Raw genomic sequence first — 12,365 nt, forward strand, 5'->3', positions numbered from 1 at the left:
ATCAGGACTGCCGGGGCGCCAGCACCTTCAGGGCGCCCGGCAGGATTTCCAGTTCGGTTACTTCACTCAGCTTGCACAACTCTCCATCCATCGCGCAGCCAAGTCGCTTGTGATGCGAGGCAAGCTTTACCGTGACCGTCTTCGCGCTGAAGATATCGACCTGGTCGTTCGCGCGCCAGCGCCCCAGCGCCATGTTGAAGAAGAACCGGGCAAGATCGCGCTTGCGGCGCGCGCGCGTTACATAGACGCCGAGCACCCCGCCATCCGGCGTGTCAGCGTAGGGAAGATGACCCTCGCCGAAGAGATTGTTCGTCACCCCGATACCCGCGGTCGAGAACGTCATCTCCTTGCCGTCGATGGTCATCGCAACCCGGATGCGCGGCGGCCGGAAAAACGTCCCGAAGCCCGCCTGCACCGACGCGCGAATTTTGCCGAGCCGCGATGCAAACTCCCGCTTTTCACGAAGCTTGATCAGCTTGGCATGCATTCCGATCGAAAACTGGTGGATGAAGATGCGGCCGTTGGCGCTCGCGAGATCGACTGCGCGCACCTCGCCATCCGCAAATGACGCCACAGCCTGATCGAGTTGGAGCGGGATCGCCAGGCTGCGGGCAAACAGGTTCATCGTGCCGGCCGGCAGGATCGCAAGAACCTTCTTCGATCCGTTGAGCTTTCCGGCAGCGGACGACACGGTGCCATCGCCGCCGCCCACCATGATGACGTCACACCTGCTCCTGAGCGCCGTGTCGAGTGTGGCTTCGATCTCGGAGCCGGGAACGATGTCAACCTTTACGGTGTGTCCGGCATCTTCCAGCGTCTGTCGCATCCGTGTGGAAAATTGGTCGAGGTCGAGCGTACGCAACGTCCCGCCATCGCGGTTGAGAATGACCTGAAAGCGCATGCGTGACGATCCCTCCGCAGTGCTGGACTGCCAGTGGTCACAGCCCGGACCAATGCGCGTGCGCCATGTTTGTTCCGCTCTTTATCAGGCAGCAATGCCAAGCAAAAAACGGAACCAGACGGGGGTGGTCACGTTGTCAGGATGTGAAGGTCGCGCCCTGCCTCCCCTGCAAAGTTTGGCGTGAGCGCGACCGTGCAAAGAAACAATGCACTAGGAGAGTATATCATGATCCGCAATCTTTTGGCGACTACCGCGATTGCCACGCTCGTTTCGACCGGCGCAGCCTTCGCACAGACGGCTCCGGCCCCCGCTGCCCCGACCGAGGCTACCCCTGCACCGCAGGTGAAGCAGGCCGATGGCTACCTCGCCTCCAACCTGATCGGCGAGACCGTCTACAATGGCACCGGCGACGACGCCGAGAACATCGGCGAGGTCAATGACCTCGTCGTGGATGCCGAAGGCAACGTGCAGGCCATCGTGGTCGGCGTCGGCGGCTTCCTCGGCATCGGCCAGAAGAACGTCGCACTGGAGTTCGGTCTCGTTGAATGGACCGAACGGGACGGCGAAGAGTACATGGTCGTAGAGACGACCCGCGAGGCTCTTGAAGCCCAGGCGGAGTTCGACACGGCAGCCTTCCGGCCACAGCCGGCTGACGCCGAAGTCGGCAACACGCAGCCCGCTACCGCTGAGGATCTGGCATCCGCACCCGCGACAGACGAGGCTGCAGATGACGCCGCTCCGGCTGACGGCATGGCCGCTGCTCCCACGGATGAGGCCCCTGCCGGCGATACCGCAGTTGCTCCAGTCCCCGCAGCGCCAACCGACACGACGGCCGCCGCCCCTGCTGATGACACGGCGACGACCGACGAAACGGAAACCGCAGCGATCGATCGGTCGACGCTCAACGAGGTGAGCGACGTCAGCGCCGACAATCTCGTGGGCACGACCGTCTACGGCGCCAATGACGAGAACGTCGGTGAAATCGGCGACGTGATCCTGTCGGGCGATACGGTCGACGCCGTGATCATCAATGTCGGCGGCTTCCTCGGCATCGGCGAGAAGGAAGTAGCGGTGGGCATGGACAACCTCGCATTCCTCTCGGACGAGGATGGCGATATGTACCTCTACACCTCGCTCACCAAGGAGCAGCTTGAGGCACAGCCGGCCTATGATGAGGCGACCTTTGCCGAGAACCGCGACGAACAGGTTCTGATTGTTCCGGCTCAGTAAGCCAGCAACGCAAACCACGAAGAGGCCCGCCATTGCGCGGGCCTTTTTCCGTTTCAACGGACGACATTCTCATAATAACAAGTGAACAATTCCCCTCTCATTGTTCACATTTTCAGCACGGTCCATAGCGCGTTCCGGTACTTTCCTTTCCTGTCCGCTTACCGACATATGAACCCAACGCCGCCGTGAGCGGCAAGGATCAGTCGGAAGGAGCAGCACCATGCTGAACCAGATCAAGGGTCTCCATCACGTCACGTCGATGGCGCGCGATGCACGCGAGAACAACGACTTCTTTACCCACAAGCTCGGTCTTCGCAGGGTCAAGAAGACCGTCAACTTCGACGCGCCGGACGTCTACCATCTCTACTACGCCGATGAGTTGGGCACGCCGGGCTCGGTGATGACCTACTTTCCGTTTCCCAACATCGGACGCGGCCGGCCCGGCACCGGCGAAGTCGGCACCACAGTGTTTTCCGTACCGGAAGGCACGCTGGGCTTCTGGGAAGAGCGGCTTGCCGGCCAGGGCGTCACCGGCCTGAAGCGCAGCGAGATCTTCGGCCAGAAGCGACTGGCCTTCGATGGGCCGGATGGCGACGGCTTCGCGCTGGCAGAGGTCAGGAACGACGACCGTGCCCCGTGGACGAATGGCGGCGTCGGCGACGCTGAGGCCATCCGCGGGTTCCACTCGATCACCATGCGCTTGCAGGACGGTGGCGCGACCGCCGAACTTCTCAAATTCATGAATTACGAGGAAATCGAGAAGTCGGGCAGTGTGCGTCGGTTCGCGATCAAGGGTGACGGCAACGGCGCCGATATCGTCGATGTCGAGACGCTGCCCGTCGTCAGCCATGCGCGGCAGGGTGCGGGTTCCGTCCACCATGTCGCCTTCGCGGTCGAAAACCGCGAGAAGCAGTTGGAAGTCCGCAAGGCGCTCATGGAAACCGGCTATCAGGTCACGCCGGTGATCGACCGCGATTACTTCTGGGCGATCTATTTCCGTACGCCGGGTGGCGTCCTGTTCGAAGTCGCAACCAACGAACCTGGTTTCGACCGCGACGAGGATACCAGGCATCTCGGTGAGGCACTCAAGCTGCCGAGCCAGCACGAGCATTTGCGCCAATACCTGGAGCAGCACCTCCAGCCGCTGGACGCCTGAGGAGACGAGCAATGGCGATCGACAGCTACATCCACAAGACCGCCGGCGGGAAAGCCGGCGGTCCCCTCCTCTTCGTGTTTCATGGCACGGGGGCCGACGAAAACCAGTTCTTCGGCTTCGGCCAGGATCTCGTGCCCGGCGCGACGGTCGTCTCGCCGCGCGGCGATGTCTCCGAGCATGGCGCGGCGCGCTTCTTCCGCCGAACCGGCGAAGGCGTCTACGACATGGCCGACCTCGAACGTGCGACAACGCGGATGGCCGATTTCGTAACCGCTCACGTCGAGCACGCGAAGCCGTCGGCAGTGCTAGGGCTCGGCTATTCCAACGGCGCGAACATTCTGGCGTCCGTCATCTTCGCAAAACCGGACGTCTTCGACGCGTCCGTGCTCATGCATCCACTGATCCCGTTCGCACCGAAGATCGCCGGTGATCTGACCAGCAAGCGTATGCTCATCACCGCCGGACGGCGCGATCCGATCTGCCCTCCGGACCTGACGATCGCCCTTGAGGGTCATCTGCGCAAAGCAGACGCGGAGGTGGAACTTGTCTGGCACGATGGCGGTCACGATCTTCGCCAGAACGAGGTAATGGCTGCGGCCGAGTTTTTCGCGCCATATCACGCCACGGCATAATTCGATCCATGAGGAGAACACCATGAGCGACGACCTGCACATCGAACTGGAAGATCGCGGCAACAAAGGGCGCTATGTCGTGAAGGCGCCGGATGGTGCGGAAGCCGAGATGACGTTTACCAGGATTGGCGAACATCAGTTGATCATCGATCACACCGAGGTTCCCGACGCGTTTCGCGGACAGGGCGTAGGGTTGCGTCTGGTGACGCGCGCCGTCGAAGACGCACGCGCGGACGGCAAGACCATCATCCCGTTGTGCCCCTTCGCCGCCGCCCAGTTCCGCCGCCATCCCGAATGGGCGGACGTGCTGAAGAAATAGGTTTCGCGGCGTTTAGTCGACCTTCGTCCGGGATTGAAAGCTCGACGGGCGTTTGGCGCATCGCCACGCATCGAGGAGCCTGTCGACATTGGTGTCCACGCCGTCGCCGGCATCCAGTTCGAGGTCGTAGAGCTTGCCGACATGAATGGTCTCGAAGTCGCGCTGTGCGCTGCCTGCCGGCCTGTCGCCGCGCCGAGTCTCGCGATCGATCAGCACGTCAAGCGGGCAATGCACGGCGACGAAGAAGACATCGTGCCGCTCGAGAAGCCTGCGCAGCATCTCCAGCCATCCGTCCGTATCCAGAATGTGCTCGAGAATGAGGTCATTGCCCGCGTCTGCATAGGCAGCGAGGGACGCGTGGAAGCCATCGAAAAAGGCGTGTCTCGCATCGGCCCAGGCGAACTCCCCGCTCCGGAAGCGCTCCGTCGGAAGGACGCCTGAGTCACGAAGATGATCGATCGAGATATGCCAGAAGGGCTTTTCGATACGCGCCTGAAGTGCCTTGGCGAGCGTGGATTTTCCGCTGCTTGATGCACCATGAAGAAAAATGACTTGCGCCATCGCATAGCTCCGCTGGTTCGCGCGGTGATGTAGCACAGGTCTCGCGCGTCCACGCCTGGTTTCCCATCCCATTCGACACGCCCGCGCGCGCCGCGCTATGATCGGGATGAGGATCGGAGGAGTGCAAGTCGGATGGCGCAGGCGTGAACGGACTTTGGCGTCGACATTCCTTCATGCTGGGCGCAGCGGCAGCTTTGCTCTGCCTGCTGATCGCCGGCTTCGGCTCGCGCGCCATGACTGCCCTCTATCTCGATCAGGCGGCGGCGCGGGGCGAGAATACGCTCGGGCTCGCGGTGACCGCGTTGCAAGGGCAGCTTGCCCGCTACGAGGCGCTTCCGAAACTGATCGCCGACGATGAAGACATAGAGGCGCTCGTGGCCGACCCCGGCAATGCCGTGCTTGTCGAGACAGCCAATCTGCAGCTCAAGGCGATCAACGACCTCCTGGAATCGTCCGACATCTACGTGATGCTGCCCGACGGCAACACGATCGCGGCGTCCAACTACGACCAGCAGACCTCCTTCGTCGGCGAGAATTTCAGCTATCGGCCGTATTTTCAGGATGCCATCACCGGCGGAGAGGGACGGTTCTTCGCGCTCGGCACGACATCTCTGAAACGCGGCTACTATTTCGGCGCCCCGATCCGCAACAATGGCGTGATCGAGGGTGTGGTCGTCTTCAAGGTCGACATCGATGCCATCGAGCGGTCATGGCGCGGCAGCGATTACGAGATCATCGTCACCGATCCCGAGGGCATCATCTTCATGTCCGGCCGGCAGGACTGGCTGTTCACGGCTGTCCAGCCTCTGACGGAAGATCGCATCGCCCGAACCGCCGTGACACGCCGCTATGCAGACGCCAACCTCGTCGAACTGCCGGTGACGCGCTCGACCACACCCGACGGACACGATTTGCTGACCGTGCGCGGCGCGGACGGTGCGCAGGAATACATCGCGATGAGCCAAGCGATGCCCGAAGCCGACTGGACGGTCATGGTCCTGCTCGACACGGCCAGCCCGCATGCGCAGGCGCTCACGACCATCACCGCGCTGGTGCTGCTGGTCGGGCTGGGCGCGATGGGCGCGATGATCTTCCTGCAACGCCGCGCCCGCCTTGCCGAACGGTTGCAGGTCCAGCGGGAGGCACAAGTCGAGCTGGAGCGCCGGGTCGAGGAACGGACCGCCGACCTCGCCGCCGTGAACCGGCGTCTCGAAGAGGAGGTCAGCGAACGCCGCGCCACCGAGGACGTGCTTCGCAAGACGCAGTCCGACCTCGTCCAGGCCGGCAAGCTCGCAGCGCTCGGCCAGATGTCGGCGGCGCTCTCCCATGAGTTCAACCAGCCGCTCGCGGCCGCCCGCGCCTATGCGGACAACGCCGCGATCCTGATGGAGCGTGGCCGGCATGACGAGGCGCGCGACAATATCGGGCGCATCGCCTCATTGGTCGAGCGCATGGCCTCGATCAGCAAGCATCTGCGCAATTTCGCACGAAAGCCGAACCAGAAGCTCGGCAGCGTCCCGCTGCGGGATGTCTTCGACGACACGCTGGAGATCGTGGCATGGCGGCTGAAGGCCGCCGGCGCCGAACTCGTGATCGATCTCGAATCCCCATCCCCCGTGGTCAAGGCCGGATCGGTGCGCCTGCAACAGGTGCTGGTGAACATCATCACCAACGCGGCCGACGCCGTCGAGGGGCTTGCCGACAGGCGGATCGATCTGATCGCGCGCCGCGACGGCGCCCATGTCGCCATCAGCGTGCGCGATCGCGGGCCAGGCGTACCGCAGGCGATCGCCGAACGCATCTTCGATCCATTCTTCTCCACCAAGGGCGTCGGCAAGGGCCTCGGCCTTGGGCTCTCGATCTCCTACAACATCGTCAAGGATTTCGGCGGCGACCTGAAGGTCGACGCGCATCCGGAGGGCGGAGCGATCGTGACAATCATCCTGGACGCATCCGACGCCGTGCTTCACGAGGCCGCCGAATGATGCCAGCAACAGTGCTCCTCGTCGATGACGAGGAGGAGATCAGGCGCTCGACGTCGCAGACCTTGCAGCTTGCGGGGTTCGACGTCCGCGAGTTCGTCGCCGCCGAAGCCGTGCTCGACTATGTGACGCCCGGCTTTCGCGGCGTCGTGGTCAGCGACATCCGCATGCCGGGAATGGACGGCATGACCTTGCTCGCCCGCGTCCGCGACATCGATGCGGACGTCCCCGTCATCCTCGTGACCGGCCATGGCGATGTCCAGCTTGCCGTTCGCGCCATGCGCGAGGGCGCCTATGATTTCATCGAGAAGCCTTTCACCGGCAAGCATTTGTCCGACGTGGCGGCCCGCGCGGTTGATCGGCGCGGGCTCGTTCTTGAAAACCGCTTGCTCCGCGCCGCCGCGGGCCAGCGCGACGACGTGGAATCGCGGCTGCCGGGACGCTCGCCGGCGATGATCGACCTGCGCTACCGGTTGCGTGCCGTCGCCGGCACGGACGCCGACGTGCTGATCGTCGGCGACACCGGCGTGGGCAAGGAAGTCGCCGCGCGCGCGCTCCACGACATCAGCGGCCGCGCCGACCGCCCCTTCGTCGCGATCAACTGCGCCGCACTCCCGGCCAATCTGATCGAGAGCGAGCTGTTCGGCCACGAGGCCGGCGCGTTTCCCGGCGCGATACGCGCCCGGTTCGGAAAATTCGAGCACGCGCGTGGCGGCACCGTACTTCTAGACGAGATCGGGTCGATGCCGCCCGACCTGCAGGCACGGCTCATTCGCGTGGTGCAGGAGCGCGTCATCGTGCGCTTAGGCTCCAACGAACCGATACCGCTGGACATACGCTTCATCGCCACCAGCAAGGTCGATCTCGAAAGCGAGGTCGCGGCCGGGCGTTTCCGCGCCGATCTGCTCTACCGGCTCAACGTGGTGACGCTGCGCATGCCGCCACTCTCGGCCCGGCGCGAGGACGTTCCGATCCTGTTTTTCCAACTCTTCCGCGAAGCGGCGGGCCGCTATCGCCGCGATCCGGTCGACCCGCCCGCCCATGTCGTGGCCGAGATCGCGCGGCGCGACTGGCCCGGCAACGTCCGCGAGTTGCGCAACGCGGCCGACCGCTACGTTCTCGGGCTCGGCATAGACGGGCTGGAACAGCCGGTCGACGAGGCCGGCGAACGCCTCGCCGATCGTGTCGCGCGGTTCGAGCGTTCCGTGATCGCGGGAACGATCGAAGCGCATGGCGGCGTCCTCAAGCCGGTCTATGAAACCCTCGGGATTTCGCGCAAGACCCTCTACGAAAAGATGCAGCGCTACGGTCTGGATCGGGGCGGGCGCCACGACGACGACGCGTCTGAGCGCGCCTGAACGACATGCATGTGTCGAAATCCACACATGCAATCGGCGCGATGTTACGCTTTCCACCCATTCAAGCGCCGAAGTCCGTCATTGCCGTGGATTTGCACGCGGGAGATCGTTGCATTTACCGCTGGAGCGCTGGCTAGTCTTGATCCAGAGATCGGCGATGGGAGGAGTTCATCGCCGACTTCAGATCCCAGGAGGAATTCATGAAGAGACTTATCGCGTCCCTGTCCGTTGCCGTCGCTTGCACGGTCCTCGCCCAGGCTGCCAACGCACAGACCTATCCCGAACGGACCATCAGCGTCATCGTGCCGTTTGCGGCAGGCGGCCCGACCGATACGGTCGCACGTCTCGTCGCCGAGGCGATGAGCCGCGATCTCGGCCAGCAGGTCATCGTCGAGAATGTCGGCGGCGCGGGCGGAACCATCGGAGCGGCACGCGTCGCGGCAGCCGAAGCGGATGGCTACACGCTGCTTCTGCACCATATCGGCATGGCCACCAGCGCCTCGCTCTATCGCAACCTCTCCTACGACGCGCTCAACGCATTCGAATATGTCGGCCTGGTCACCGAAGTGCCGATGACGATCATCGCACGCCCGGATTTTCCCGCTGACGACCTTCAGGGCCTGATCGAGCACATCAAGGCGAATGCCGACGACGTGACCTACGCCAATGCCGGCATCGGCGCGGCGTCGCATCTGTGCGGCATGTTGTTCATGAGCGAGATCGAAACCCAGGTGACGACGGTTCCCTACCAGGGCACAGGTCCGGCCATGACCGACATTCTCGGCGGCCAGGTCGATTTCATGTGCGACCAGACGACCAACACCACCAGCCAGATTTCGTCAGGCGCGGTGAAGGCCTATGCGACCACCAGCCCCGAGCGCCTCGAAGCCCTGCCGGACCTGCCGACGGCGGCTGAAGCCGGTCTCGCAAGCATGGAATTCGGCATCTGGCATGGCATCTACGCGCCGAAAGGCACGCCCGCCGAGGTCACCCAGCGCCTGAGCCAGTCGCTCCAGGTGGCCCTGGAAGACCCGAACGTGGTCGAGCGTTTCGCCTCGCTGGCGACCCTGCCCGAGCCGAAGGAAAACGCCACCCCCGAAGCCTTGAAGGCGAAGCTCGAAAGGGAGATCGCTCGCTGGAAGCCACTGATCGACTCCGCCGGCGTCTACGCCGACTGACCGGATCGAGACATCGGCTGGAGGCGCGGCGATGGATGTCGCCGCGCCGCTTTCTATCAGCAAGGGGACAGGTATGACTTTCAACAAGAGCGACCTCGGCGCCGGCGCGGTCTTCGTCGCCATCGGTCTCGGCTTCGGTCTCATGACGCTGTCGGGGCTGGAAATCGGCACGGCACGCCGGATGGGCCCGGGCTTCTTCCCGATCATGCTCGCGGGGATCCTCATAGCCCTCGGCCTCGCGATCCTCGTGAAATCGATCGGACATGCCGACGTCGAGCGCGGACCGCTTCCCTGGCGCGGTCTCGTCGTGCTCCTGAGCGTGCCGGTCATTTTCGGCCTTCTCGTTCGTCCGCTCGGACTGGCCCCTGTCCTGCTCATCACCACTTTCATCACATCCTTCGCCAGCACCCGCATGGGCCTGCTGGCCGCCATCGCGCTGTCTGTCGGCCTGACGATCTTCTGCGTCGTGGTCTTCAATTTCGGCCTCGGCCTTCCGCTCCGCCTCTTCGGCCCGTTGGTCGAACCGTGGACGCGGTCCATCTTCGGAGTGCGCTGACATGGACCTGATCGCCAATCTCGGCCTCGGCCTGTCGGTAGCCCTGCAGCCGCACAACCTCGCCTTCTGCTTCCTCGGTTGTCTTCTGGGTACGCTGGTGGGCGTGCTTCCGGGCATCGGGCCGACCGCGACGATCGCGATGCTGCTCCCCATCACGCTCGGTCTCGACCCCGCCACGTCGCTGATCATGCTGGCCGGCATCTATTACGGCGCGCAGTATGGCGGCTCGACCACCGCCATCCTGATCAACCTGCCCGGCGAGTCGTCCTCCGCCGTCACCGCGATCGACGGATACCAGATGGCCCGCAAGGGGCGCGCCGGCATAGCGCTTGCGACCGCTGCGCTGGGATCCTTCTTCGCCGGAACGGTCGCGACGGTCATCCTGGCCCTCTTCGCGCCACCACTCGCTGCCGCCGCCCTCAATTTCGGTTCGGCGGAATACTTCTCGCTGATGGTGCTGGGCCTGATCTCGGCCGTGGCGCTTGCGCATGGCTCGATCCTCAAGGCGACGGCGATGATCGTGGTGGGTCTGCTGTTTGGCCTCGTCGGCTCCGACCTCTATTCGGGCGCGCAGCGTTTCACCTTCGGCATCCCTCAGCTCGCCGACGAACTGAACTTCGTCGCCGTCGCTGTCGGCATCTTCGGCATCGCGGAAATCCTGCGGAACCTCGAAAACGAGACCGACCGCGACGTCATGGTCAAGAAGGTCACCAACCTCTGGCCGAGCCGCGAGGATTTCCGGCGCATGGCTGCACCTGTGGTACGCGGAACGGCGCTCGGATCGATCCTCGGCGTGCTGCCGGGCGGCGGCGCCATCCTGGCATCGTTCGCATCCTATTCGATGGAGAAGAAGCTCTCCAAGACGCCCGAGGAATTCGGCAAGGGCGCGATCGAAGGCGTGGCGGGACCGGAATCGGCAAACAATGCCGGCGCGCAGACCTCGTTCATACCGATGCTCACGCTGGGCATCCCGTCCAATCCGGTCATGGCGCTGATGATCGGCGCGATGATCATCCAGGGCATCGTGCCGGGCCCGAACGTCGTCAACCAGAACCCGGAACTCTTCTGGGGCATCATCGCCTCGATGTGGGCGGGCAATCTGATGCTCGTTCTGCTCAACCTGCCTTTGATCGGGCTCTGGGTGAAGCTCCTGACGATCCCGTACTATCTGCTGTTCCCGGCGATCATGGCCTTTGCGGCGATCGGCATCTACTCGATCAACTCAAACCCCTACGATCTCTACACGCTGGCGCTGTTCGGAGCGCTGGGCTACGCGCTCGTCCGCTTCGGATGCGAACCGGCCCCGCTGCTGCTCGGCTTCGTGCTGGGCCCGATGCTGGAAGAGCACCTGCGGCGTGCGATGATCATCTCGCGAGGCGACCCGATGGTCTTCGTCACGCGGCCGATCAGCGCCACGCTGCTCGCGCTGGCGGTCATCGTGCTCATCGTCGTGCTGCTTCCCTCGGTGCGCAAGAAGCGCGAAGAGGTGTTCGTCGAGGAAGACTGATGCATGTCGCCCGGCCGGACTTGCGCTGGCCGGGTCAGCCTTCGAAACGTTCGAGCCACCCCTTGCCGACGCCGCGCTGGCGGATGATCGAAAGCGGGTCTTCGCTGTCGAGACGCGCCAGCTTGACGAAGGGCCTCTCGACGATCGTCGCCCGCTTCATCAGCTTCACATATTGCTCGCCATGTCGGAGCGTATCGCTGTGATGTTCGGCGGGCGGATCGCGCAGGTCGACACGCCGAAGCAGGTTTATCAGCGGCCGGTGAACCGCCAGGTGGCGGACTTTCTCGGCGGCATGAATTTCGTCAAGGCGCAGATCGTCGAAGAGCAGGACAAGGCGATCGTGGTCTCAAGACGAACCCGGCACGCCAGGGCGCAGCTTGTCGCAGGTCGGAACCAACGTCGGGCGAAGCCGTTGCGGTAGCGAATTCAAAGGAGCTTTCGCCATGGCGCTATTTTCAAACAATTCCGACAGTTTCGACGTGAACGACGAGATCGCAGCCCTGCGCAAGGAAGTCGCTTCGCTCAGCCGCGCACTGTCCAAGCGCGGCGCGGCTGCCTATCGCGGCGCGAGCCACGAGGCATCCGATCTTTATGGAGACCTTGCCGATCGCGTCGTCTCGGCTTTGCCAGTCATTCGCAAGCGTGCTCATGACATCGAAGATACGATCCGTGACAACCCGCAGCGCACCGTTGCCGCAATCGGTCTGGCAGCCCTGGTCGTGACCGCTGCGGTCGTGTTCGCGAACAGCCGCCGCTAGCGAACAGTCGCCGCATAACGCTTGCGGCGGAATGGCGCAGCCACTTTTGCACGACTGCTATGCAACTTCTGCATTTGCATTCGCAAGAGGCAGTGCCTATTTTTGGACTGTCGGTGATCTACCTCCTCCCAGAGAGCCGACACCCTGGCGCGGCGAACCTCCTCCCTTGTCGCGCTTCAGATTGACCCGCCGGACCTCCTCCCCCGGCGGGTTTTTCTTTTTCGGGA

The 12,365-nt window shown here is 63.7% G+C and carries 13 protein-coding genes and 1 pseudogene; 11 read left to right on the plus strand and 3 right to left on the minus strand.

What is annotated here, in order from left to right:
* Window position 1: 1 nt before the first annotated feature.
* Window positions 2–901: a diacylglycerol kinase family protein gene (locus AAFN55_RS18650; RefSeq protein WP_347800474.1), complete on the minus strand. Its 900-nt coding sequence runs from the start codon at window positions 899–901 to the stop codon at window positions 2–4.
* 225 nt (window positions 902–1,126) lie between these two features.
* Here AAFN55_RS18650 and AAFN55_RS18655 point away from each other — a divergent pair, with 225 nt between their 5' ends.
* The 4 genes from AAFN55_RS18655 (at window position 1,127) to AAFN55_RS18670 (ending at window position 4,238) form a co-directional block, all read left to right on the plus strand.
* A complete protein-coding gene (locus tag AAFN55_RS18655) occupies window positions 1,127–2,131 on the plus strand; it encodes a PRC-barrel domain-containing protein (RefSeq protein ID WP_347800475.1) in 1,005 nt (334 codons plus the stop codon).
* A 220-nt stretch (window positions 2,132–2,351) separates the two neighbouring features.
* Window positions 2,352–3,287: a VOC family protein gene (locus tag AAFN55_RS18660; protein WP_347800476.1), complete on the plus strand. Its 936-nt coding sequence runs from the start codon at window positions 2,352–2,354 to the stop codon at window positions 3,285–3,287.
* 11 nt (window positions 3,288–3,298) lie between these two features.
* Window positions 3,299–3,919, plus strand: a complete 621-nt coding sequence (locus AAFN55_RS18665; protein ID WP_347800477.1) for an alpha/beta hydrolase — start codon at window positions 3,299–3,301, stop codon at window positions 3,917–3,919.
* A gap of 22 nt (window positions 3,920–3,941) precedes the next feature.
* A complete protein-coding gene (locus AAFN55_RS18670; RefSeq protein WP_347800478.1) occupies window positions 3,942–4,238 on the plus strand; it encodes a GNAT family N-acetyltransferase in 297 nt (98 codons plus the stop codon).
* Window positions 4,239–4,250: 12 nt separating this feature from the next.
* Here AAFN55_RS18670 and AAFN55_RS18675 read toward each other — a convergent pair whose 3' ends face one another.
* A complete protein-coding gene (locus AAFN55_RS18675; RefSeq protein ID WP_347800479.1) occupies window positions 4,251–4,799 on the minus strand; it encodes an AAA family ATPase in 549 nt (182 codons plus the stop codon).
* 233 nt (window positions 4,800–5,032) lie between these two features.
* On the opposite strand from AAFN55_RS18675, the gene AAFN55_RS18680 reads away from it, so the two are divergent.
* The 5 genes from AAFN55_RS18680 (at window position 5,033) to AAFN55_RS18700 (ending at window position 11,380) form a co-directional block, all read left to right on the plus strand.
* Complete coding sequence (locus AAFN55_RS18680; RefSeq protein ID WP_347801045.1) at window positions 5,033–6,784, plus strand: ATP-binding protein; 1,752 nt, start codon at window positions 5,033–5,035, stop codon at window positions 6,782–6,784.
* Entirely contained in the window at window positions 6,781–8,139 is a 1,359-nt protein-coding gene (locus AAFN55_RS18685; protein WP_347800480.1) for a sigma-54 dependent transcriptional regulator, read from the plus strand. Before AAFN55_RS18680 ends, AAFN55_RS18685 begins: the two co-directional genes overlap by 4 nt.
* A gap of 200 nt (window positions 8,140–8,339) precedes the next feature.
* Complete coding sequence (locus AAFN55_RS18690) at window positions 8,340–9,317, plus strand: tripartite tricarboxylate transporter substrate-binding protein (protein ID WP_347800481.1); 978 nt, start codon at window positions 8,340–8,342, stop codon at window positions 9,315–9,317.
* A 73-nt stretch (window positions 9,318–9,390) separates the two neighbouring features.
* Complete coding sequence (locus tag AAFN55_RS18695) at window positions 9,391–9,873, plus strand: tripartite tricarboxylate transporter TctB family protein (protein WP_347800482.1); 483 nt, start codon at window positions 9,391–9,393, stop codon at window positions 9,871–9,873.
* A gap of 1 nt (window position 9,874) precedes the next feature.
* Entirely contained in the window at window positions 9,875–11,380 is a 1,506-nt protein-coding gene (locus tag AAFN55_RS18700; protein WP_347800483.1) for a tripartite tricarboxylate transporter permease, read from the plus strand.
* 34 nt (window positions 11,381–11,414) lie between these two features.
* On the opposite strand, the gene AAFN55_RS18705 is transcribed toward AAFN55_RS18700, so the two are convergent.
* Window positions 11,415–11,549: a hypothetical protein gene (locus AAFN55_RS18705; protein WP_347800484.1), complete on the minus strand. Its 135-nt coding sequence runs from the start codon at window positions 11,547–11,549 to the stop codon at window positions 11,415–11,417.
* A gap of 6 nt (window positions 11,550–11,555) precedes the next feature.
* Here AAFN55_RS18705 and AAFN55_RS18710 point away from each other — a divergent pair.
* A pseudogene (locus AAFN55_RS18710) lies at window positions 11,556–11,705 on the plus strand (Fe3+/spermidine/putrescine ABC transporter ATP-binding protein); the annotation flags it as partial.
* A gap of 118 nt (window positions 11,706–11,823) precedes the next feature.
* Complete coding sequence (locus AAFN55_RS18715; protein WP_347800485.1) at window positions 11,824–12,138, plus strand: hypothetical protein; 315 nt, start codon at window positions 11,824–11,826, stop codon at window positions 12,136–12,138.
* The last annotated feature ends 227 nt before the right edge of the window (window positions 12,139–12,365 follow it).

The organism is Mesorhizobium sp. CAU 1732 (genome assembly GCF_039888675.1).
In the GTDB taxonomy this organism is placed as follows: domain Bacteria; phylum Pseudomonadota; class Alphaproteobacteria; order Rhizobiales; family Rhizobiaceae; genus Aerobium.

Bases quoted from the DNA above. Each gene is read 5' to 3' on its own strand.
- AAFN55_RS18650 (WP_347800474.1), bottom strand. From the start codon at position 901: ATGCGCTTTCAGGTCATTCTCAACCGCGATGGCGGGACGTTGCGTACG.
- AAFN55_RS18655 (WP_347800475.1), top strand. From the start codon at position 1,127: ATGATCCGCAATCTTTTGGCGACTACCGCGATTGCCACGCTCGTTTCG.
- AAFN55_RS18660 (WP_347800476.1), top strand. From the start codon at position 2,352: ATGCTGAACCAGATCAAGGGTCTCCATCACGTCACGTCGATGGCGCGC.
- AAFN55_RS18665 (WP_347800477.1), top strand. From the start codon at position 3,299: ATGGCGATCGACAGCTACATCCACAAGACCGCCGGCGGGAAAGCCGGC.
- AAFN55_RS18670 (WP_347800478.1), top strand. From the start codon at position 3,942: ATGAGCGACGACCTGCACATCGAACTGGAAGATCGCGGCAACAAAGGG.
- AAFN55_RS18675 (WP_347800479.1), bottom strand. From the start codon at position 4,799: ATGGCGCAAGTCATTTTTCTTCATGGTGCATCAAGCAGCGGAAAATCC.
- AAFN55_RS18680 (WP_347801045.1), top strand. From the start codon at position 5,033: ATGACTGCCCTCTATCTCGATCAGGCGGCGGCGCGGGGCGAGAATACG.
- AAFN55_RS18685 (WP_347800480.1), top strand. From the start codon at position 6,781: ATGATGCCAGCAACAGTGCTCCTCGTCGATGACGAGGAGGAGATCAGG.
- AAFN55_RS18690 (WP_347800481.1), top strand. From the start codon at position 8,340: ATGAAGAGACTTATCGCGTCCCTGTCCGTTGCCGTCGCTTGCACGGTC.
- AAFN55_RS18695 (WP_347800482.1), top strand. From the start codon at position 9,391: ATGACTTTCAACAAGAGCGACCTCGGCGCCGGCGCGGTCTTCGTCGCC.
- AAFN55_RS18700 (WP_347800483.1), top strand. From the start codon at position 9,875: ATGGACCTGATCGCCAATCTCGGCCTCGGCCTGTCGGTAGCCCTGCAG.
- AAFN55_RS18715 (WP_347800485.1), top strand. From the start codon at position 11,824: ATGGCGCTATTTTCAAACAATTCCGACAGTTTCGACGTGAACGACGAG.